Annotated in this window: 19 protein-coding genes; 8 read left to right on the top strand and 11 right to left on the bottom strand. The window is 65.9% G+C overall.

Features of this window, described 5'->3' with window-relative positions; genetic code table 11:
- Nucleotides 1-7 precede the first annotated feature (7 nt).
- Nucleotides 8-1,549, bottom strand: coding sequence for a SulP family inorganic anion transporter (locus QNO06_RS01975; RefSeq protein WP_227913111.1), 1,542 nt, complete (start codon nt 1,547-1,549; stop codon nt 8-10).
- 80 nt (nt 1,550-1,629) lie between these two features.
- On the opposite strand from QNO06_RS01975, the gene QNO06_RS01970 reads away from it, so the two are divergent.
- Entirely contained in the window at nt 1,630-2,532 is a 903-nt protein-coding gene (locus QNO06_RS01970; RefSeq protein WP_227913343.1) for an RluA family pseudouridine synthase, read from the top strand.
- A gap of 44 nt (nt 2,533-2,576) precedes the next feature.
- Here the strand turns inward: QNO06_RS01970 and QNO06_RS01965 are convergent, their stop codons facing one another.
- The 4 genes from QNO06_RS01965 to QNO06_RS01950 all read right to left on the bottom strand — a co-directional run bounded on the left by QNO06_RS01965 (nt 2,577) and on the right by QNO06_RS01950 (nt 5,642).
- A complete protein-coding gene (locus QNO06_RS01965; protein ID WP_227913110.1) occupies nt 2,577-2,882 on the bottom strand; it encodes a hypothetical protein in 306 nt (101 codons plus the stop codon).
- Between the two features lie 82 nt (nt 2,883-2,964).
- On the bottom strand, nt 2,965-3,417 hold the full coding sequence (locus QNO06_RS01960) for a hypothetical protein (RefSeq protein WP_227913109.1): 453 nt from the start codon (nt 3,415-3,417) through the stop codon (nt 2,965-2,967).
- A 234-nt stretch (nt 3,418-3,651) separates the two neighbouring features.
- Nucleotides 3,652-4,863, bottom strand: coding sequence for an acyl-CoA dehydrogenase family protein (locus QNO06_RS01955; protein ID WP_227913108.1), 1,212 nt, complete (start codon nt 4,861-4,863; stop codon nt 3,652-3,654).
- Between the two features lie 5 nt (nt 4,864-4,868).
- Entirely contained in the window at nt 4,869-5,642 is a 774-nt protein-coding gene (locus QNO06_RS01950; RefSeq protein ID WP_227913107.1) for an SDR family NAD(P)-dependent oxidoreductase, read from the bottom strand.
- Between the two features lie 135 nt (nt 5,643-5,777).
- Here QNO06_RS01950 and QNO06_RS01945 point away from each other — a divergent pair, with 135 nt between their 5' ends.
- Nucleotides 5,778-6,905, top strand: coding sequence for a glycoside hydrolase family 76 protein (locus tag QNO06_RS01945; protein ID WP_227913106.1), 1,128 nt, complete (start codon nt 5,778-5,780; stop codon nt 6,903-6,905).
- Between the two features lie 35 nt (nt 6,906-6,940).
- Here QNO06_RS01945 and QNO06_RS01940 read toward each other — a convergent pair whose 3' ends face one another.
- The gene (locus QNO06_RS01940; protein WP_227913105.1) at nt 6,941-7,813 is read right to left on the bottom strand and encodes a class II glutamine amidotransferase; all 873 of its coding nucleotides are present in this window, start codon (nt 7,811-7,813) and stop codon (nt 6,941-6,943) included.
- A 67-nt stretch (nt 7,814-7,880) separates the two neighbouring features.
- Nucleotides 7,881-8,507, bottom strand: a complete 627-nt coding sequence (locus QNO06_RS01935) for a YdeI/OmpD-associated family protein (protein WP_227913104.1) — start codon at nt 8,505-8,507, stop codon at nt 7,881-7,883.
- Nucleotides 8,508-8,634: 127 nt separating this feature from the next.
- Between QNO06_RS01935 and QNO06_RS01930 the strand changes: the two genes are divergently transcribed.
- Both QNO06_RS01930 and QNO06_RS01925 read left to right on the top strand, forming a co-directional pair.
- Nucleotides 8,635-9,174, top strand: a complete 540-nt coding sequence (locus tag QNO06_RS01930) for an NUDIX hydrolase family protein (RefSeq protein WP_227913103.1) — start codon at nt 8,635-8,637, stop codon at nt 9,172-9,174.
- An 84-nt stretch (nt 9,175-9,258) separates the two neighbouring features.
- Complete coding sequence (locus QNO06_RS01925) at nt 9,259-10,125, top strand: DUF6707 family protein (RefSeq protein WP_227913102.1); 867 nt, start codon at nt 9,259-9,261, stop codon at nt 10,123-10,125.
- Here QNO06_RS01925 and QNO06_RS01920 read toward each other — a convergent pair.
- Nucleotides 10,106-11,131 carry an FUSC family protein gene (locus tag QNO06_RS01920; RefSeq protein WP_227913101.1) on the bottom strand — a complete coding sequence of 342 codons (1,026 nt, stop codon included), beginning with the start codon at nt 11,129-11,131 and terminating at the stop codon, nt 10,106-10,108. The genes QNO06_RS01925 and QNO06_RS01920 overlap by 20 nt on opposite strands.
- 119 nt (nt 11,132-11,250) lie before the next feature.
- Between QNO06_RS01920 and tgt the strand changes: the two genes are divergently transcribed.
- Nucleotides 11,251-12,636 carry a tRNA guanosine(34) transglycosylase Tgt gene (gene tgt / locus QNO06_RS01915; RefSeq protein WP_231708743.1) on the top strand — a complete coding sequence of 462 codons (1,386 nt, stop codon included), beginning with the start codon at nt 11,251-11,253 and terminating at the stop codon, nt 12,634-12,636.
- Between the two features lie 29 nt (nt 12,637-12,665).
- Here tgt and QNO06_RS01910 read toward each other — a convergent pair whose 3' ends face one another.
- Nucleotides 12,666-12,872, bottom strand: a complete 207-nt coding sequence (locus tag QNO06_RS01910; RefSeq protein ID WP_227913099.1) for a hypothetical protein — start codon at nt 12,870-12,872, stop codon at nt 12,666-12,668.
- A gap of 83 nt (nt 12,873-12,955) precedes the next feature.
- Nucleotides 12,956-13,693 carry a queuosine precursor transporter gene (locus QNO06_RS01905; RefSeq protein ID WP_227913098.1) on the bottom strand — a complete coding sequence of 246 codons (738 nt, stop codon included), beginning with the start codon at nt 13,691-13,693 and terminating at the stop codon, nt 12,956-12,958.
- Nucleotides 13,694-13,962: 269 nt separating this feature from the next.
- Between QNO06_RS01905 and QNO06_RS01900 the strand changes: the two genes are divergently transcribed.
- Both QNO06_RS01900 and thiD read left to right on the top strand, forming a co-directional pair.
- Nucleotides 13,963-14,616 (top strand): TetR/AcrR family transcriptional regulator, encoded by a 654-nt coding sequence (locus QNO06_RS01900; RefSeq protein ID WP_227913097.1) that lies wholly within the window; start codon nt 13,963-13,965, stop codon nt 14,614-14,616.
- A 131-nt stretch (nt 14,617-14,747) separates the two neighbouring features.
- A complete protein-coding gene (thiD, locus tag QNO06_RS01895; protein ID WP_227913096.1) occupies nt 14,748-15,593 on the top strand; it encodes a bifunctional hydroxymethylpyrimidine kinase/phosphomethylpyrimidine kinase in 846 nt (281 codons plus the stop codon).
- Between the two features lie 126 nt (nt 15,594-15,719).
- Here the strand turns inward: thiD and QNO06_RS01890 are convergent, their stop codons facing one another.
- A complete protein-coding gene (locus QNO06_RS01890) occupies nt 15,720-16,214 on the bottom strand; it encodes a carboxymuconolactone decarboxylase family protein (protein ID WP_227913095.1) in 495 nt (164 codons plus the stop codon).
- 533 nt (nt 16,215-16,747) lie between these two features.
- On the opposite strand from QNO06_RS01890, the gene QNO06_RS01885 reads away from it, so the two are divergent.
- Nucleotides 16,748-20,548 carry a S8 family peptidase gene (locus tag QNO06_RS01885; protein WP_227913094.1) on the top strand — a complete coding sequence of 1,267 codons (3,801 nt, stop codon included), beginning with the start codon at nt 16,748-16,750 and terminating at the stop codon, nt 20,546-20,548.
- Nucleotides 20,549-20,641: the final 93 nt, after the last annotated feature.

Below are 20,641 nucleotides of genomic sequence, written 5' to 3'. Positions count from 1 at the left end.
TACCAGATCAGCCCAGGCGGCCTGCCATCCGGTCGCGCATTTTGCCCGAGGCCGCGTTCAGCCCCACTACTTCCACTTCAGTGCCGCGCCGCCGGTACTTTTCCGCCACCGCATCCAGTGCCGCCACCGTGGAGGCATCCCATACATGGGAGCTGCTGAGGTCAATGACCACGCGCGCCGGATCCTGGACGTACTCGAACTGCGAGTACAAGTCATTCGAAGAAGCGAAGAACAACTCGCCGTTGACCGTATAGGTGGCGGCCGCGTTGCCGGCGTCGTCCTCCGCCACGCTACGCTCCACCGTCACGAAGTGCGCCACCCGCCGGGCGAAGAGCACCATCGCCACCAGCACACCGACGCCGACGCCAGCGGCCAGGTTGTGGGTCCAGACGGTCACCACCACGGTGGACAGCATGACGGCTGTTTCGCTCTTGGGCATCATCTTGAGGGTGGACGGACGGACGCTGTGCCAGTCGAAGCTGGTCACGGCGACGAAGATCATGACGGCCACCAGGGCGGCCATCGGAATGAGCGCCACAACGTCCCCGAGGACCACCACGAGCAGCAGCAGGAAAACGCCGGCGAGGAAGGTGGAAATCCGGGTCCGGGCGCCGGAGCCCTTCACATTGATCATGGTCTGGCCAATCATCGCGCAGCCGCCCATGCCGCCAAAGAAGCCCGTCACGATGTTGGCAACCCCCTGACCCCACGCTTCCCGTGTCTTGTTGGACCGGGTATCCGTGACGTCATCCACCAGTTTCGCCGTCATCAGCGACTCCAGGAGTCCCACGAAGGCCACGGCCAGCGCGTACGGAAAGACCACTTGCAACGTATCCAGGCTGAGGGGAACATCCGGCAGCAGCAGTGACGGGAGGCTGTCCGGCAGGTCGCCTTTGTCACCCACGGTGGGGACAGCGATGGAAGCTGCCACCGTGATCGCCGTGATGACGACAATCGCTACCAGCGACGCGGGCACCGCCGTCGTCAGCCGCGGCAGCCCGAAGACGATGAGCACTCCAAGGGCCGTGAGCGGATACACCAGCCACGGCACCCCCAGCAGCTCGGGCACCTGGGCGATGAAGATGAGGATGGACAGCGCGTTGACGAAACCCACCATGACCTGGCGCGGGATGAAACGCATCAACTTAGCCACACCGAGCAACGCGAGCAACACTTGGAAAACCCCTGCCAGCAGCACTGCGGCAATCATGTACTGCACACCGTGGGACGCCACCAGCGGGGCGATAACCAGGGCGACGGCGCCGGTCGCGGCGGAAATCATGGCCGGGCGGCCGCCCAGGAAGGAAATGGTGACAGCCATGGTGAAGGCTGAAAACAGCCCTATCCTCGGGTCCACGCCGGCAATGACGGAGAAGGCCAGCGCCTCGGGGATGAGCGCGAGGGCCACTACCAATCCGGCCAGCACCTCGGTCTTGAGCAGCTTGGGCGTTCGCAGCGTCCGCCGCACCGATTGGCGTTCCTCCGGCGTCAGTGCCGGTACGGAAGAGGTTTGCGGGTTCTGTGCTGCACGAACTGGTTTAGCGGCCACCGGGCTCCGTTTCCAAGGGGTCTGCGGGCGGAATCGCCCAACCCAATTTACGTCCGGGCACCGGATATCCTGAAATGGTGATGCAATCCCCGCTACCCGTGCGCAACGGAGTTAATGCCACCCGCCTGCGCCTGCCCGACGAGGGTCCGTGGGAAACCGCCATGGACTATGTCCTGGAGCGCTTCGGCCATGTGGATCCGGACGGGATTGTGGACCGCTTTGAGCGGGGCGAGGTGGTGGGCCTGGGCGGGATTCCGCTGACCCGGGCCACGCCCCTAAACGCGCACACGTTCATTTGGTACTACCGGGAACTGCCACCCGAGGAGCGGATTCCGGTGGAGATCGGCATCCTGCACCAGGACGAGGACCTGCTGGTAGTGGACAAGCCGCATTTCCTGCCGACGACGCCGGGCGGTATGTACGTGGCCGAGTCGGCGCTGGTGCGGCTGCGGGTCCAGCTCGGCATTCCGGACCTGATTCCCATGCACCGCCTGGACCGGATGACCGCCGGCGTGCTGCTTTTCTCCACCAACCCCGCCAGCCGGGGCAAATACCAGGTGCTGTTCGAAAAGCGGCGCATCGACAAGGAGTACGAGGCCGTTGCCCCGGTGCGGGAGGACCTTGAGCTGCCGCGGATTGTGCGCAGCAGGATGATCAAGTCGCGGACGTATCTTCTGGCGCAGGAAATCGAGGGCGAGCCGAACGCCGAGACCCGGATTGAGCTGATGGAACGTGCCGGCGGGCTGGGCCGGTACCGGCTGTTGCCGCACACCGGCAAGACCCACCAGCTGCGGGTGCACATGGCGTCGCAGGGGATCGGGATCCTGAACGATTCGTTTTATCCGGAGCTGCTTCCGCAGGCGGCGGACGACTATTCGAAGCCGCTGCAGCTGCTGGCCCGATCCGTGCGGTTTACCGATCCGCTGACCCGGGAGCCGGTGGAATACCGCAGCCGCCTCACCCTGGACGCGTTCCCGGGCTGACGATGTTGCCGGGCTGTCGCTGGCATTTCCCGCCGAAGAGCCGGTTACAACACCGTCCAGCGCCCGCGCATCCGCCGCAGCACCCGCAGGTCCTGCCCGTTGGCGACTTCCTCCACGGCGGCACGCATGTTGATGGCTGCCCGGCGCGCCCGTGAATTCTCCACGGAGAACTCGTCATCCGGCACCGTAAACCGCAGCGTGATCCGCGGAACCCCGGACACAATGTCGAGCTGATTCGCTTCCACGTGGTGTGCTGTGCCCAGCGCCGCTACCGCGGTTTCCATGACGGCCTCGGGCTGGTTGCCCGGCTTTAGTCCCAGGATGTTCAGCTGGACGCGGAAGGAAGGCATAGCTCCAGCCTAGTGCCGCGGGGCCCGGTGCCGGTCCGTGGACCAGGGCTGCCGGACCCCGCAGGTTGACCAGGAAAGCTGGCTAGACCTGCTCTTCGGGATTGAAGTCAGCAAGGGGATCGCCGCCGCGGTGGGAGGGATCATCGCTTGCGTCTTCCTCATCACCTACAGTCGGGTCACCGAAGTCGACGTCGTTGGCTGCCTCACCGATGGTGGGCTCCTCCGGCGGAACCTGGTCGGCGCCGGTGAGGAAGCGTTCCTCGGCGGTCTCGTCCCGCAGGGTCTGATCGGAGAGCTCGCCCGGTTCGTTCAGGGGCTCCTCTCCGCGGATCAGGGGATCTTCCTGCCAGTTGTCCGGGTTGTCCTCTGCGGCGCCGGGGTACGTCAGGTCTTCGGCGTCCACCAGTTCGTCCTGCTCCAGCAGTTCGTCTTCGGAGACCACCGAAAGCTCGTCGGGGGTGGCAACCGCGGCTACGTCGTCGGCCAGGACCGGATCGTCGCCCAGCTCGGGGTCAGGAATGCTCTGCTCGCTCATAAACCATGCCTTTCGGTCCGGTAAACCGGGCCGCCGTTGCTGCGACCCATTTAGTAAGCCTACTGATCCTTTACTCGCTCTGCCACCCGGCCTCTTCCGGGCCGCCGGACAATCTGCTGCCAGTTTGGGAAATCCCTCCGGTTTGCAGTGGCAGGGATTTCCCAAACCGGTCGATTTTTCCCGGACCGGAGGGGAATCCCCCATACCCGAGCCGGCCAGCACAACCGCAGAGGCCTATCGCAGCGCGGAAACCCCGGTAACGTCCCGGCCGACAATCAGCGTGTTGATCTCGTACGTTCCCTCGTAGGTGTAGATGGCTTCGGCGTCGGCGAAGATCTTGGCCATCCGGTAGTCGGTGACAATCCCGTTCCCACCCAGGATGCTCCGGCCCAGCGCCACGCTTTCACGCATCCGGGCACTGGCGTAGGACTTGGCCAGCGCTGCCCGGGCCATGCCTCCGCTTACTTCGCCGCCCGCGTATCCCCCGTGCTCAAGCTCCGTAACCCGGGCCAGCATCCCCGTGCTGGCCACGGCGTTCCCCAGGATCTGCACCAGCTGCTGCTGGATGAGCTGGAAGGAAGCCAGCGGGCGGCCGAACTGCAGGCGTTCGACGGCGTAGGCCCGGGCGACGTCGAACGCCGCCAGCTGTGCGCCCACGGCCTGCCAGCCGACCATGATCCGGGACCCGCGCAGCAGCTGCTTGGTGTCGTCGAAGCTTTCCACTCCGGCCAGCAGATCCGACTCCGGCACCCGTACGTTGTCGAGGAAGATGTCGGCGTTCTGCACGGTGCGCAGCGCGGTCTTGTTTTCAATCCGGGTCCGGGTCACCCCGGGCAGGTTGGCGTTGAGCAGGAAACCGCGGGTGCGGCCCGTTTCCGGTTCCAGTGCCCACAGCACCATGTAGTCGCAGAACGTACCGTTGCCGATCCAGCGTTTGGCACCGTTGAGGACCCAGGTGTCGCCGTCGCGCACTGCCGTGGTGGCCATGCCGCCAGCCACGTCCGAGCCGTGCTCCGGCTCGGTGAGGGCAAACGCGCCTGTTATGCGCAGGGCGCGGGCGTCCTCCAGCAGCCGGGCCTTCTGCTCCTCGGACCCAAAGGCGTGCAGGGCCTCCACAAACAGGTCATGGTGGACCATAAAGAAGGTGGCCAGGGACGTGTCCGCACGGGTCATTTCCGCAATGACGAGACCCGCAAACAGCGGTGAGTGGCCCTGCTGCACGGGGGTGGACAGGTCCAGTTCAGCCAGCTTGGGCAGCAGCTCGGCGGGGAACCGGGCCTCATTCCACCAGGTGTCCGCGTGCGGAAGCACTTCCGCGGCAAGGAAGCGCCGCAGCTGCGCCAGCTTGTCCTTTTCGGGATCGGAGAGCAGGTCTTCAAAGGCGTAGAAGTCGGCGTCCGGCAGATCCGGCAGGGCCTCGGCCGGGAAAGGGTTCGTTTCCGTCATCAGGCTCAGCGCGGTCCCATCCGGATGGCGCCGTCCAGGCGGATGGTTTCCCCGTTCAGCATCTGGTTTTCAATGATGTGCGCGGCCAATGAGGCGTATTCGGTGGCGCGGCCCAGACGGGAGGGGTGCGGCACCTGCGCGGCCAGGGAGTCCTGGGCAGCCTGCGGCAGGCTGGCCATCATGGGTGTCTCGAAGATGCCCGGGGCAATGGTGACCACCCGGATCAGGTGGCGGGCCAGCTCGCGGGCCAGCGGCAGGGTCATGGCAGCCACCCCGCCCTTGGACGCGGCGTAGGCCGGCTGGCCGATCTGCCCGTCGAAGGCCGCCACGGACGCGGTGTTGATGATGATGCCGCGCTCCTCGGTGCCGTTAGCCGTTACGGGTTCGGTTTCCGCCATGGCGGCCGCGGCCAGCCGGGTCACGTTGAAGGTGCCGATCAGGTTCACGCTGATCACGCGGGCGAAGTCCTCCAGCGGCAGCACGCCGTCACGGCCCAGCACCTTGCCGGGGGTCGCGATGCCGGCGCAGTTCACGGCCACCCGCAGCGGTCCGGCGGCCATGGCGGCTTCGACGGCGGCCTGCATCTGCTCGGGGTCGGTCACGTCGCCGGGCACGAAGCGGGCGTTGTCGCCCAGTTCCCCGGCATAGGCCAGGCCGTTGGACTGCGGCAGGTCAACCAGCACCACGGAGGCACCGGCGTCGTACAGTTTCCGCGCCGTTGCGCGCCCGAGTCCGGACGCTCCTCCAGTGACTATTGCTGATGCGCCTGCGATGTCCATGCGTTCCTCCTGCTTGCCAATTCCCCGTGCTGATCCGTCTGCCGCAGCAACTGTAGTGCAGCTCACACGGCAGGATCCGAGCCTACTGTGCGTCGGCTGGTGCCGCATCCTCCGCGGCTGGTCTAGGGTTGGCGCATGCTCTTCGAGGACCCTGCCCTGGACGCCGACGACCGCGCCGAGGCAGCCGCACGCACGGTTAGTGCGGCTTTCGGCCGGCAGCTGGCCGGATTGCCCGGCACCCATCTGGCTGCCACCCGGCACCCGTTGTCCCGGCTGGCGGAGCTGCGCCAGCCCTGGCATTACTGGTGGCAGGCACACTATCTGGACTCACTGGTGGATGCGGCTCTGCGGGAACGCCGCACCGGCACCCCGTTCCGCGGACCGGAGCATCCCGCCGCCGCCGAGCTGGCCCCCGCGCTGGTGCGTACCATCGGGCTGCGCAACCGGATGCGGTACACCAACCGGTTCTACGACGACATGGCCTGGCTGGCACTGTCTGTGGGACGCCTGAACTCCCTGTCCGGGTCCCGCGACCGGCAGCGTCCCTACCGCAAGGTTCTGCAGACCCTGGACGCGGCCCTGGTATCGGCCCACACGAATGACCTGGGGGGCGGCATCTATTGGAACCGTGACCGGAACTTCAAGAACACGCCGGCAACCGCCCCGGCTGCCCTGCATTTTGTTCGGACCGGGTCCCGGGACCGGGCCCAGGCGCTGGTGGACTGGCTCAACGCCACCTTGCTGGATCCGGAAACCGGCCTGTACATGGACGGGGTGAAGGTGGTCCGCGGCCGCCCGCAGCTCGAATCCCGGATCTTCACCTACAACCAGGGGCCGGTGCTGGCTGCCCTGCTGGAACTGGGCGGCAGCGCCAACCTCGCCCGGGCACAGGAGCTGGTAGCTGCCGTTCGGCAGCATTTGACCGACGACGCCGGCCCCTCGCCGGTGCTGCGGACCCACGGTACCGGGGACGGCGGGTTGTTCACGGGAATCCTGGCCCGGTACCTTGCCCAGGCCGCAGTGTCACCCGCCCTGCCCGAACCATCCCGCCGCACAGCGTCGGAACTGGTGGACGCCACCGCGCAGGCCCTGTGGGAGGGGCGGGCCAAACGCGGGGAATGGGAGCTGTTCTCCACCCATCCCCTGCAACCGGCCGCCAACACCTATCCGGGCGGCTCCACGGTGGAGCTCTCCACCCAGCTGCAGGCGTGGATGGTGCTGGAAGCGTCGGCCCGGGTGCGGCGGGCCGACCTGGACGGGTAACCCGGCCCGGGCACCGTACCGGTGGTACGCCGGGGTCAGCTGACTTTCAGTGGATGCTGCGACGCCGCGGCCTTGCCGTCCAGGTCCGCCAGGGTGATCAGGTGTTCCGGGTGCTGTGGAAGCGGGAACAGGCGGTCCATGGTGAGGCTGCTGTCCACGTGCAGCACTTCGCCGGAATCCAGCAGCCGCCAGTTGGGGTCCTCGTCCATTTTTTCGGTGGCCACCATCACGGCCGGTCGGTTTTCCTGCCGCATCTGGTCGCTGTGGACGCTGATGCGGTCAGTGCGTTTGTCCCCGTGCTGGTTTCCGGAGGCCACCTGCAGCACATACAGCGGATGGGTGTCCGGGTAGCGGACCGCCCACAGATCGGTGGCGGTGGTGAGGACGAGGTTGACCGCGTACAGCCGGAGGTTTTCCGCCACCCAGGCCACGGCCGCGCCGATGGCTTCGGTGACGTTGCCGCCGTTGGCCCTTGCTTCGGCGGTGATGAGCGCGAAGACACGTTCGCTGTCCGTGTCCCCCTTCACCAGGCCATACACATCCAGTTGCCGCAGCCGGTCATCGAGCTTGTCCAGGTCCTCCACCACGCCGTTGTGGGCCAGCAGCCGGCCGTCCTGCTCAAAGGGGTGGGTGTTGACGGCGGTGTCAGCGCCGGTGCTGGCGTAACGCACGTGGGCAATGAACGTGGTGCTCTCCAGGTCCCGTGCGGCCTGGGCGTACTGAACGTCCTCGTAGGCCGCAATGGGTGCCTTGTCCGTGTGCGGCTTCCCGTCGGGGCCGAAGGTGCCGATGCCGAAACCGTCCGCTTCCTTCCGGCTTTGCCGGGCCAGGCTGTCCGGTGCCGTGAGGAGCCAGAAGGTGGCCGCGACCGGGGTTTTTCCTGCGTGCATACCGAAGAGCCGGCACATCTGGACCTCCTGGTGGAACCGGTTGGACGGCCGGCTGCTGCTTCTGTCCCGGCCCGGTGGGATGCCCCTATGCGTCCGACGGCGTGTCCGCCGGGGACGGGGGCGGGGGTGTGCGTTTCTGCGGATAGGGACTGCGGTGTTCCCGGAGCATCTGGACAAAGGCCTCAATGCGGCGTTCCCTGCCCTGCTGCGTTTTGAGGTTCTTGAGCCGGAAATACATGGCATAGCGGTTCTGCGCGGTCAGTACGTCGAACATCCGCTGGGCTTCGGGATCGGCGGCAATGGCTGCCTGCAGGTCCGCCGGGAGCTCCGCCGCCGCAGGTCCGGCGTAGGCGGCGTCCCAGCGTCCGTCGACTTTTGCGCTGAGGACCGCGTCGCGGCCGGCCGGGTGCATCCTGCCCTCTGCCTCCAGCCGGTTGATGTGCCCCACGTTCCGCAGCGACCAGACGCTGCGCGCTCCCCGCGGCTGGAACCGCTGAACATAGCTCTGCTCGTCGCGTTTGTCCGCCTGGGCGTCAATCCAGCCGAAGCAGAGGGCCTCGTCCAAAGCCAGTTTGTAGGTCAGCCCCGTTACGGTGCCGCCCTTGCGGCCCAGCACCAGCCGTACGCCGGAAGATCGGGCATAGTTGTGCTCCAGCCACTCCCGCCAAGCCCCGGCATCCGGCAGGAGGAGCTCCGGGAGCTCCCGTGTCATGGATCAAGCGTAGGGCGGCCGCGGCGCGGCCCGAAAGGCCCCGGGGCTGTATTGGAGCCGTTCAGCCGATGGCCGAAGCGCAGCGTGCCGAATGACTGGCAGGGCCTGTTTGGGGTAGAACACTGCTATGAACGTTCGTACTCCTGACCCTTATCCAGGCTGGCTTTCCGAGGAAGACCTCTACGAAGCCCGGCAGCGCCTGCCCATGGTTTACGTTGAAGCCGTCCCGGTCCGGTGCGACCCGCTGGGCTACGTCACGGAGGTGGGGCTGCTGCTGCAGGCCACCCCCGAGGGCCGGATGGTGCGTTCCTTCGTCTCCGGGCGGGTGATGTACCGCGAAACCATCCGCGGCGCGCTGCTGCGCCACCTGGAAAAGGACCTCGGCCCAATGGCGCTGCCGCAGCTGCCGCCCACTCTGGTGCCGTTCGCCGTCGCCGAGTACTTCCCCTCCCCCTCCCAGAGCGGGCTCACTGACGAGCGCCAGCACGCCGTCGCGCTGGCCTACCTGATTCCCGTGACCGGTGAATGCGATCCGCGCCAGGATGCCCTGGAGCTGTCCTGGCTGACGCCGGAGGAGGCCCTCAGCCCGGCCATCTACGCCGAGTTCTCCGGCGGGCGGGGCGACCTGCTCCGCCAGGCGCTGGCCTCGGCCGGCTGGGGCCGCTGACCGGGACGCTGACGAACCGGCGTTACCGGAGCTTTATATAATGGGAGGTCTGGGGAGCCGAGGTCCAACCACGAAGGAATCGCCATGTCTGAGAGTGCGCCGGAAACGTATACGTTCCGGGTCAATGCGGAACTGCTAGCCCCCGGCCAGAAACTGGTTCCCGGTGACGGGCCCGCGGCACCGCTGGCTCCGGTCGCCGGCACCAGTGTGGAGGAAGACGACTTCGGCACTCCCGCGCTGGTGATCGTGAAGCTTGAGGACGGCAGCTCGCTGCGGCTGGCGCACGGATCATCCGTCCGGGTGCAGGCCCCGGCACCGGAGGGCGCGCCGTCGGACGCCGTGCGCCAGGTGCCCTCCGAAGAGGACAACGCTGCCGAAATCATCGCCGAAGCCGCCGCAGCGCATCCCGGCCATGCCGCCGTGCAGGAGATCGCCGGCCGGCTGGAACGCGGCCTGAATGTGAAGTCCGGCAGCAACCTCCAGGATGTCCGCGACTTGGCCTACCTGCTGTTCGTGGACCTGGGCGATTCCGGGAACGCCCTAAAGGTCTGCAACGTCATCACCGGGCTGCCCTTTGACGGGAACTTCGGGCGGTGGAACTGGATCCAGGGTGCGTTGAGCCTGGCCGCACACATCACCCACGAGGCCGGCGACGACGAGAGCGCTGCCGCGTACAGCCAAGCAGTGCGCGCGGCGGACGCAACCGAGACGGACCCCTTGAGGGCGAAAGTCGCAGCCGAACTGCTGCAGCGCCAGCTGAATGAACCCAACTTGTATGACCGGGAAATCCATCGTGCCGCTGAGGCCGGCAACGAGGACAGCGAGAAGGAATGGCGGGTCCTGCGCCTGAACGCCCTGCTGTATTTGCGGGCCCACGGCGGTTCGCAGACCCTCACGGACGCGGAAATCGACCGCCGGATCCAGACCGAACTTATCGCTGTCCGGGGCTAAGGCGCTTCCGGCGCAGGTGCACAACAACCACCACGGCCATGCCGACGGCGGCACCAATCAGGGTCTCAATCCCCCGGTCCCGCAGCAGTTCCACGGGATTGCTGGGATGCGCCAGTTCCGTGCTGACCAGAGCCAGGGGCGTGACCACTGCCTGGGCCAGCGCGTACTGGCGGGCAATCAGCATTTCAGCGCCGAACTGGCAGGCTGCGATGACCAGCACCATCTGCCAGGGTTCCAGGCCGGGAAACAGGATCAGGGCCGTTAGGACCAGGCCCGCGAACGTGCCCAGGATCCGCTGCAGGCCGCGGTAGACCCCGTGGCGGGCGGTTTGGCCCACCAGCGGAACCGTGGCGGCCACCATCGCCCAGTAATTGTGGCCGATGCCCAGCATCGTGGCAATGGATCCGGCCAGAAGCGCGGCCACCGCGTACTGCAGCCCGTCAATATAGATGAGGCGGCGCTGTGCAGCGGAGAACCGGGGACGGACCGGACGGCTCCAGTCCGTGCGGTAGTGCCGGGCAAGCATTCCGGACTGGCCAACCAGGATGGAGAACGCCACCGTCAGGACGGCAACGAGCATGCCCTGCCAGACCGGCGGCTGGTTCGGCACCGAGGAGATAGCCGCAAACGCAAAGATGTGGAACAGCGAGCCGGCCGGCCGCAGCCGCCAGAATCCGGTGACCACGGTGCCCAGCCCCGCCACAAGGGTGGTGCCTATAACGGTTCCGCACTCATCCAGGTCCAGCCGTGCGCACAGGGCTGCGGCCAGGATGACGGCCAGCATCAGCGCTCCGGCGCGGACCTGGTGGCCAAGGCGCTGGCGGTGCGGTTCGTTGCGCCCGTAAATGCCGGTGAAGGCACCGAAGGAGGCAAAGATCGCCAGGTCGATGCGTCCCAGGAACAACACCAGCAGAAGCGGCAGGCCAATACCGATGGCACAGCGGATGGCCACGTGGTGGTCATTGTTGGCCGGAGCAATCCGGAACATTTCTTTCAGGTGCGTCAAGGGGGCAGACACAGCCTTTCTTGCCGTGGACATCGCAGAAGGAGTGGGCCGGTGACCCGGATGTGCCTTCCGAACCCGCACCTTCCAACGTATCCCCGGAGAAGTTCGGGCTGAAATAAATGTGGGGAACGTCCCACACCGTCCCCTCCGCCGCCCGTAGCCCCCGCGGCGCCCCCAGCGGCCCGGCGCCGTCCCCGGAAACCGAGCCGCCCGGGGTAGGGCAAAATGGAAGGGTGTCTTCTTCAGCCTTCTCCTTCACCCTCGGTAAGCGCCTGCGCGAAACCGCCCCCGTAGCGGCCGAAGCCCGCGTAGAGGCGAACGGAGGCGGCTTCCAAGGCCGGACGGGCACCATCTCCACTCCGCACGGCGAGATCAAGACCCCGGCGTTCATCGCGGTGGGGACCAAGGCCACGGTCAAGGCCGTGCTGCCCGAGTCGGTTGCGGAGCTGGGCGCGCAGGCAGTGCTGGCCAACGCGTACCACCTGTACCTGCAGCCCGGCCCGGACATCCTGGACGAGGCCGGCGGGCTGGGAAAGTTCATGAACTGGTCCGGCCCCACCTTCACCGATTCCGGCGGTTTCCAGGTCATGAGCCTGGGTGCCGGGTTCAAGAAGGTCATCAACATGAATGCCGACGGCACCACCCATGCCACGGGAGCGGACGACGACGTCGCGCCCGGCAAGGAGCGCCTGGCCCACATTGACGACGACGGCGTCTGGTTCAAGTCGCACCTGAACGGAGACAAGCACCGGTTCAGCCCGGAGATTTCGATGCAGGTCCAGCACAAGATCGGCGCGGACATCATGTTCGCCTTCGACGAGCTGACTACCCTGATGAATTCGCGCGGCTACCAGGAAATGTCGCTGGAACGCACCCGCCTGTGGGCGCTGCGCTGCCTGGCCGAACACGAGCGGCTCACCAAGGAGCGGGCTGGAAAACCATACCAGGCGCTGTTCGGGGTGCTGCAGGGCGCCCAGTACGAGGACCTGCGCCGCAAGGCTGCCCGGGACCTGGGTGCCATGGACTTTGACGGCTTCGGCCTGGGCGGCGCCTTCGAAAAGGAGAACCTGGGCACCATTGTCCGCTGGTGCACCGAGGAACTGCCGGAGAATAAGCCGCGGCACCTGCTGGGCATTTCCGAACCCGATGACATTTTCACGGCCATCGAGAACGGTGCCGACACCTTTGACTGCGTCTCCCCCACCCGGGTGGCCCGCAACTCCGCGTTCTACACGCCGTACGGGCGCAAGAACCTCTCAAACTCCAAGTTCAAGAAGGACTTCGGTCCGCTGGTGGACGGCTGCGACTGCTACACCTGCACCAACTACACCCGGGCGTACATCCAGCACCTGTTCAAGTCGAACGAGATGGTCAGCCACACGCTGATCTCCATCCACAACGAACGGTTCACGGTAAAGCTGGTGGATGACGCCCGGCTGGCCATCGAGGACGGGTCCTTCTTCGACTTCAAGGCCGAGGTGCTGGGGAAGTACTACAGCGCCTAGTTCCAGGTGCGCGGCAGCGGTTCGTTCGGTTAGGAATTGTCCGGCTTGGCCACGGTCTGCTCGTCCTCTTCCAGGGCGGGCTGGGAATCACGTTCCTCGTCGCCGGGGCTCTTGTCCTCCTGCGCATCCTCGAGCAGCACCTTGGTGACTTCGTCGTTGAACTCGTCGCGGGTTCCCGCAAGGTTCTCGTCTACTGCCCGGGCTCCGGGGTTGGGGACCTGTTCGGAACTGCTCATGTTTTTTCTCCTGCCGTAGTGGGGAAGTGAAACGCGTGCGTCTGTCCACCCTTGCACAAACCGGTGCAGATTTCGCCCCGCGGTTATCCGGCAAGCGCCGGTTCCAGCTCCGGTCCGGCATACGTCGGTTCGCGCCTCTTAATCACCCGGATGACCATGGCGGTCACCGGCACAAACAGGAACTCGACCAGTGTCTTGTACAGGAACCCGAACACCACATAGTTGAGGAACCCGCCGGCGTCGGTAATCCCGATCACCGGTGCGGCGATGGCGCAGAAGATGAGTGTGTCGGCGAATTCACCCACCCCGGTGGAGGCCATCAGCCGGCCCACCAGGGCTTTTTCGCGGAACCGTTCCTTCATCCGCACCAGCACCATGGAATTCAGCAGCTGCCCGGCCAGGAACCCGAGCAGGCTGGCGGCCACAATCTGCCAGACCGGGCCGAGGGCCACCTCCAGCGCGGCCTGCTTCTGGAGCCCGTACGCGTCAGTGAACCCGGGCAGCGCAATGATGATGGCAAAACTGACGACGGCGAGCAGCGCCATGGCGAACCCGGTGAAGATCGCTCGTCGGGCGGCCTTGAAGCCGTACACCTCGCTGACCACGTCGCCCAGGATGTAGGCCAGCGGGAAAAGGAAGAACCCGCCGTCGGTCACAATCTCCCAGCCGCCCGGGAGGGCAAACTGCACGCCTTTGGTGGCGCCGATGTTGGAGATAACGATGACCACGCACATGAGCGTCAGGATCAAGTCGTACTGGGAGCTCCCGCGGGAGGCGTAGGTTGCAGCGGTTTTCGCAGCTGCCCGTGGCTGTGCAGTCATGGCATTTTCCGTTTCGGTAGTGGTTCGCCTGGCTTCCGCCGGCTGTATTAGCACTGTGCCCGCTGCCCCGGGCGGCCCTTCAGGACCGCATCCATTCTGCCATGCCCCGGAGGCCGTCGCGGGCCCGCCCCGCTTCCCGCTGATTCCCCGGCATCCCGGCCCGCTGAATGCCTCTTTCCCCCTGCGGCTTTCCCCTCCGGCGCGCCTTTTTGAACGCGTTCAATTCTGTGGTCTACTAAACGCTGAAATTACTGCAAAAGGGAGCATCATTGGCCGTCACCGTCAAGAGCGAACAGACGCGCCGGCTCCTCATCGAAACGGCACTTCGACTGTTCACCGTCCAGGGCTACGAGCAGACCACCATGCGTGCCATTGCGCAGGATGCCGGGGTCTCGGTGGGCAACGCGTACTACTATTTCCGCTCCAAGGATGACCTCATCCACGAGCTCTATTCATCGCTGCAGGACGAGCACCGGTCCCTGGCACTGCCGCTGATCCGCGAGGGGCAAAACCTCGGTGAGAACTTGATGGTGATCCTTTCCTCGGGTTTGGCCACCATGGCCCCCTACCATGCCTTCGGCAGCCACTTCCTGCGCGACGCCATGGCCTCGAACCGCCGCGCCGACGCCGCCGTCGGCCGCGGGAAGTCCATCGCCTTGTTCCGCCAGGCCGTCACGAGCGCCCGGCCGCAGCCGCCGCTGGCCATCCGCGACGACCTGCCGGAACTGCTGTGGCTGATGTACATGGGCATCACCCTGTTTTGGGTTTACGACCGTTCCCCTGACCAGCGCAGGTCCCACAGCCTGGCAGCGGGCCTTGCCCCGCTGGTGGCGAAGCTGGTGATCCTCTCCCGCCTGCCCGTGGTCCGGAACATCGTCGAAGACGTGGTGCACCTGCTGCGCGGCGTCCGCCGGGACGGCTAACCCCGGGACCGCTAACCCCGGGACGGACAACCAGCACGACGGCGGGTGGCGGCGGGCAGCTCCAAGGCGCCCGGTTACGGCGCGATTTATCAGGGTGGCCGGTTCCGCCGGTTTAGGTGGAAGATAGAGCCATGTCTGCAAACACACACTCTGCCGCGGCCGCAGCTCCGGCCGTCACGCTCACCATCGCCGGTTCCGAAGCCACCGGCGGCGCCGGCGCACAAGCCGATCTGAAGACCTTCCAGGAACTGGGCGTCTACGGCATCACCGCCCTGACCTGCATTGTGTCCTTCGATCCCAAGGACTCCTGGAACCACCGCTTCGTGCCCGTGGACCCGCAGGTGATCGCCGACCAGCTCGAAGCCATCACCACCGCCTATGACCTGGACACGGTGAAGATCGGGATGCTCGGCACCCCGGCCACCATCGACGTCGTCGCCAAGGCCCTGCAGGCCCAGGACTGGAAGAACCTGGTCCTGGATCCGGTGCTTATCTGCAAGGGCCAGGAACCCGGCGCTGCGCTGGACACCGACCAGGCGCTGAAGGCACAGATCCTCCCCCTGGCCACGTTCGTCACCCCCAACCACTTTGAATCCATGTCCCTTTCCGGCATGGACTCCATCGAAACGGTCGAGGACCTGAAGGAAGCAGCCCGCCGCATCCACGAGGCCAGCGGCGCGGTGGTCCTGGCCAAGGGCGGTGTCCGGCTGGAAGGCGAGGACGCGGTGGACGTCTTCTACGACGGCGAGACCATGGAGGTGCTCCGCGCTCCCAAGGTGGGCGACGTCGCCGTCAGCGGTGCCGGCTGCACGCTGGCCGCCGCCATCACTGCCGAACTGGGCAAGGGTGCCACCCCGCTGGAAGCGGCCAAGACCGCCAAGGCATTCGTCACCGAAGGCATCCGCAACCGCGTCTCCTCGAACGCGCCGTTTGACGCGCTGTGGCAGGGCAACGCGGGCCAGGGCCCGACCCTCTAGCGCCACCCCGGCCGGCCGAACGGGCAAAAGTTACCGTTGGGAGCGTCGAAAGGGCACGATTTACCGTTTTGTGCTGCGAAAACGGTAAATCGTGCCCTTTCGTTTTGCCCGGGAGACGGATCGAGATTACTCACGGCTGGATTTCTCCGGTTCCCGTGCGGCGTTGCCAGTCCGCGGGCGCACCGGATAGCCGCTGAGGATGGAAACCCGGTTGAAGGCATTGATGGCCACGGCGGCCCACTGCAGGCAGGAGTACTGATCATCGGTCAGGGCTTTCCGCGCCGTCTGCAGTTCCTGGTGCAGTGCCTCGGTTCCTGACTGCAGGGTGGACGCTTCGGCGATGGTGAGGGCAGCGCACTCCACCTCACTGAACACCGCAGCGTCCCGCCAAGCCGGAAGCACCGCCAGCTGCTGCCCGCTGACGCCGGCCTCACGGGCCAGCCGGACGTGCAGGTCCAGGCAGTAGGCACATCCGTTGAGCTGGGAGGTGCGGACATTCAGCAGCTCCATTACGGACCGGGGCAGCCCCGCCTGCTCGGCCGCCTCAGCGACCTTCAGGGCCAGTCCGTTTAATGCCCGCCAACTGGCCGGGTCCGACTTATCAAGAAAAAACCCTGGCATCGTGCTCCTTGGTGTCCTTCAACCCGGCGGCCGGTTCCGGCACATTGAGGGTCTCATTGCTGTTGCCCCTAAGTCTGGCGTATGTCCGCTTATCACACGGTGTGCTGTTCAATCACCGGGCAAGGGGCCGATAAAGCCCGCTTACCTGCTTCCATCCGCCTATTGGAAACGAGGAATCGTGAAATCCCGTAATTCGCTCCGCTCACTCAAGGTCCTGCCGGGCAACCAGGTGGTCCGCCGGCGGCGCAGCACGGGCATAAATTCTCCGGAGAATAGCGCGAAAGATAACTGCTCAACGGGCATAAAACAATAGGCCGGCAAGTAATTCGCATTGTGGGACACCAACCTTTGCAGGGCGGGATTGCTCGTCTATTGTGTGCCTACGGCTGCTTGGTTTGGGGGCCGTTACGTGCACGCTGACACTCCTGACGGGGGTTGGAGGCACAACGGAAACCTGCCGCAGTGTGTCAGCAGCCGGTGCAAAGTCTCTTGGACATGCCCGGTAGCGCTCGGCGGAATGTTCAAGGAGCGCAATGAGATTGTCCATCCACCACAAACCCGGCGCGGTTCTCACTGCCGCATTCGCCGGGATCGCACTCACAGCGTCCCTGGGCCTGCCGGCCCAGGCCACCGCGGTACCAGAGGCACCTACCAACAACGACGGACTCGCCCAGGGCATATCGCTTGAGCAGTTCCAGGCGCAGAAGGTATCCCCGAGCCTGCGCGACGCCTCAGGCCAGGTCTCCGTCTACGTCCAGTTCACCGGTGAAGGCGCCTTTGAACAGACGCAGCCCCAAGAGGTCAAGGAAGGCAAAGCCGAGCCGGTGGTGAACAAGCCGCTGGTGGAAGAAATCCGCAGCAACATCGCTTCCCAGGCTGAATCCGTGGCTCAGGAAGCCGAGGCCAGCACCCTCTACACCACCACTAACACCCTTCCCGGCACGGCCATCGTGGGTGACGCTGAGGCCATCCGTGCCCTGGCCGCGCGTGACGATGTCCAGCGCATCACCAAGATTGTGTCGAAGTCCGTGGACAACAAGGGAACGGACATCGACACCCGTGCACTGAACACCTGGGTGGAGCGCCAGCAGACCGGCAAGGGCATCACCATCGCCGTCCTGGACACCGGCATTGACTACACCCACAGCGATTTCGGCGGTCCCGGCACGCTGGAGGCCTACGCAGCAGCGCAGGCATCGCCCATCATTCCCACCGCGGACAGCGGTCTGCTGGATGCGGCCAAGTTCATCGGCGGCTATGACCTGGTGGGCGACGACTACAACGCTGATCCAAGATCCCCCACGTACCAGCCTGTCCCCAAGCCTGACCTGAACCCGCTGGACTGCGGCGGTCACGGCAGCCACGTCTCCGGCACCGCAGCAGGCTACGGTACCAACAATGACGGCACCACTTTCCGCGGCGACTACTCCAAGCTGACGGCGGAACAGGTCAATTCGATGCGGATCGGACCCGGCTCCGCCCCCGAAGCGTCCCTGGTGGGCATCCGCGTCTTCGGCTGTGAGGGCTCCTCCGACGTGGTGGGCCAGGCCCTGGACTATGTACTCGATCCCAACGGTGACGGTGACTTCTCCGACCGCGCGCAGGTTGTGAACATGTCCCTGGGCTCTGACTACTCCCCCGTGGACGATCCCGAAAATGACATTGTCAACAAGCTCACCGAGCAGGGCATCCTCTCTGTTGTCGCATCGGGCAACGCCGGAGATGTCTACGACGTCGGCGGTTCCCCGGGCAATGCCAAATCCGCGCTGACGGTGGCCAGCACCATCGGTTCCCAGGTCACCCTGGACCGCGCCGATGTCATCGCCCCCGCCGAGCTCGCAGGGACGGCTTCCGGCCAGTACTCGTCGAACTTCAACTATTCCAACCCGGACGTCACGGAAGCCCAGCTCACCGGAACCGTGGTCGCCGCCCCGGCGGACAACGCCTTTGGCTGCAACCCGTTCCCTGCCGGCTCACTGACCGGCAAATGGGTTTGGCTCCAGTGGGAAGCGGACGGTGCGTTCCCCTGCGGCTCCGGCGTCCGTTTCAACAACGCCCAGGCTGCCGGTGCCACCGGTGTCGTCTTGGATTCCCCGCGGGCGGTCTTTGACGCCGGAATCGGCGGCAACGCCACCATCCCCGGTATCCAGCTGAACGCTGCCTCCTCCGACCGGCTGCGTCCGGCCGCGGTGGCGGGCACCCTGACCCTGCGTTTGTCCCCCGCGTACAAGGCCACCACATCCGGTCCCTCCGGCGTCGGTGACACTGTCAGCTCCTTCTCGTCCCGCGGCGTGCACGGCTCCAACGGCGTGGTGAAGCCCGACGTCGCTGCTCCCGGCTCTGCCATCGGCTCCGTAGCCGTGGGCTCGGGCGACGGCGCCGCCGTCAACAGCGGCACGTCCATGGCCACTCCCCATGTGGCCGGCATTGCCGCCCTGGTCTACGCCGCCACGGACCTGAACCCGTATCAGGTGAAGACGGCCATCATGAACACCGCAACCCATGACGTGATCGCCGCCAACGGAGCCGTCCACGCTCCGAACCGCGTCGGTTCAGGCCGTGTGGATGCCTTGGATGCCGTCAGCACCAAGGTGCTGGCCTACGCCACCGAGGATCCCGCCCTGACCAGCGTGAACTTCGGTGTGTTGGAACTCGGCAAGGAAGCACTTGTCCTCACCAAGCAGATCACGGTGGAAAACAGGTCCGACCGGCCTATGTCCTACAACGTCAGCTACCTGCAGGCCTCGGCCATGCCCGGCGTCGTTATCAGCACCACCCCCTCGGTGAACGTGCCGGCCAACGGCAAGGCCTCCGTGGATGTCACGCTGAGCATTTCGGATCCGGCAGCCCTGGCCAAGACCATGGACCCGGCCGCTGACGCCACACAGCTGGGCATCACCCGGCAGTTCCTGGCCGATGTGTCCGGGCGGGTGCAGCTGACCGCCAACGGCACGCCTACCCTGCGTGTCCCGGTCTACTCTGCCCCGAAGCCGACCTCGGACATGAGCGCGGGCAAGGAAATTGCCTTCGCAGATTCCGAGGCGCTGAAGAGCACGGTCACCCTGCAGGGACGCGACCTCAACCAGGGCACGGGTGCTTCACGCTACCTGTCCCTGGTCTCGCCCCTGGTCCTGGGCGCCGAGAGCCCGCGGTTGGCATCTGTAAAGATGGATTCCATGTACGCCCTCGACGTGCAGGCGGTGGGCGCTTCGTCCACTGTCCCGACCGTAAAGGCCGCCGGCGGTGACCTGCAGCAGTCCCTGGTCAACTTCGGCGTAAGCACATGGGATAACTGGCCCATCCTGGGCGGCGCCACCGAGATCGATGTGGAGATCGACACCAACGGTGACTCGGTTCCCGACTTCGTGACGTTCACGAGCCGCGCCGACGACGTGGACATTGTCCTCATCTCGACCTACCGCCTGAACGCCGACGGAACTGCGGTGCAGGTGGACCAGACCGCAGCCAACGGGGTCCAGGGCAACACGGACACCAACACGTTCGACACCAACGCAGTGACCCTGCCGGTGCGGGCTGCAGCCCTGGGCCTGGACGTCAACGCCGCATCGGCGCCGCTCCAGTACCGGGTCACCACATGGAGCCCGTACAACGTGAATGACGCAGGTCAGAGTGTGGCCGTGGACAGCACCGGATACGTGGCGTTCGACGCCGCCAACCCGGCGTTGACCTTCAACGGTGCCACGCCGAGCGCCCTGTTTGCGGACGTGAACGGCGGCAAAATCGATGTAACCCGCCGTGCGGGAACCACCGATGCCAAGGCGCTGTTCCTGCACCTGCACAACGCTACCGGTGACCTCAGCGGCACCAACGGCGACGGCGGGCGTGCAGAAATCCTGCCCATCAAGGTTCCGGCCAAGGCAACGCCTACGCCCACGCCGACGCCTACCCAGACGGCCACGCCGAAGCCGACGGCTACACCCAAGCCGACTCCGACGTCTACGCCCAAGCCCACGGCCACGCCCAAGCCGACCGCCACGCCCAAGCCCACGCCGGCCAACCCGGTCAGCGCGGTCAGCAAGTGCTCCGGCTCCGGCGCGGAGATTGCAGTGACGGTCAAGAACACCGGCACCAAGCAGGCTGACATCACGGTGAAGTCGAGCTACGGCACCGTGACGGTCAAGAACCTGGGGGCCGGCAAGAGCAAGTCCGTGACCATCAAGACCAAGCAGTCCTCCATCAAGGGCGGCGAAGTCACGGCCAACTACACCTTCAACGGCAAGGGCAAGACCGAGAAGGCAAGCTACAAGGCCAAGTTCGAAGGCCAGAAGTGCAAGGGCGGACACGGTGGTGGCCACGGCCACGGCCGCAGCTAACCCGTAATCCCGGTGCGGAGGTAACCCCGCACCGGGATACAACCCCTGGTTAGACAGCAGCGGACTCCGGCACACGCCGGGGTCCGCTGCTTT

It is taken from the genome of Arthrobacter sp. zg-Y20, assembly GCF_030142075.1.
Taxonomy (GTDB): domain Bacteria; phylum Actinomycetota; class Actinomycetes; order Actinomycetales; family Micrococcaceae; genus Arthrobacter_B.
Note: the sequence above shows the minus strand (reverse complement) of the source record. Positions and strands in the feature narration are given on the sequence as shown.

Bases quoted from the DNA above. Each gene is read 5' to 3' on its own strand.
- QNO06_RS01905 (WP_227913098.1), bottom strand. From the start codon at position 13,693: ATGACTGCACAGCCACGGGCAGCTGCGAAAACCGCTGCAACCTACGCC.
- QNO06_RS01950 (WP_227913107.1), bottom strand. From the start codon at position 5,642: ATGGACATCGCAGGCGCATCAGCAATAGTCACTGGAGGAGCGTCCGGA.
- QNO06_RS01965 (WP_227913110.1), bottom strand. From the start codon at position 2,882: ATGCCTTCCTTCCGCGTCCAGCTGAACATCCTGGGACTAAAGCCGGGC.
- thiD (WP_227913096.1), top strand. From the start codon at position 14,748: ATGTCTGCAAACACACACTCTGCCGCGGCCGCAGCTCCGGCCGTCACG.
- QNO06_RS01955 (WP_227913108.1), bottom strand. From the start codon at position 4,863: ATGACGGAAACGAACCCTTTCCCGGCCGAGGCCCTGCCGGATCTGCCG.
- QNO06_RS01970 (WP_227913343.1), top strand. From the start codon at position 1,630: ATGCAATCCCCGCTACCCGTGCGCAACGGAGTTAATGCCACCCGCCTG.
- tgt (WP_231708743.1), top strand. From the start codon at position 11,251: ATGTGGGGAACGTCCCACACCGTCCCCTCCGCCGCCCGTAGCCCCCGC.
- QNO06_RS01945 (WP_227913106.1), top strand. From the start codon at position 5,778: ATGCTCTTCGAGGACCCTGCCCTGGACGCCGACGACCGCGCCGAGGCA.
- QNO06_RS01910 (WP_227913099.1), bottom strand. From the start codon at position 12,872: ATGAGCAGTTCCGAACAGGTCCCCAACCCCGGAGCCCGGGCAGTAGAC.
- QNO06_RS01885 (WP_227913094.1), top strand. From the start codon at position 16,748: ATGAGATTGTCCATCCACCACAAACCCGGCGCGGTTCTCACTGCCGCA.
- QNO06_RS01940 (WP_227913105.1), bottom strand. From the start codon at position 7,813: ATGTGCCGGCTCTTCGGTATGCACGCAGGAAAAACCCCGGTCGCGGCC.
- QNO06_RS01890 (WP_227913095.1), bottom strand. From the start codon at position 16,214: ATGCCAGGGTTTTTTCTTGATAAGTCGGACCCGGCCAGTTGGCGGGCA.
- QNO06_RS01960 (WP_227913109.1), bottom strand. From the start codon at position 3,417: ATGAGCGAGCAGAGCATTCCTGACCCCGAGCTGGGCGACGATCCGGTC.
- QNO06_RS01930 (WP_227913103.1), top strand. From the start codon at position 8,635: ATGAACGTTCGTACTCCTGACCCTTATCCAGGCTGGCTTTCCGAGGAA.
- QNO06_RS01925 (WP_227913102.1), top strand. From the start codon at position 9,259: ATGTCTGAGAGTGCGCCGGAAACGTATACGTTCCGGGTCAATGCGGAA.
- QNO06_RS01935 (WP_227913104.1), bottom strand. From the start codon at position 8,507: ATGACACGGGAGCTCCCGGAGCTCCTCCTGCCGGATGCCGGGGCTTGG.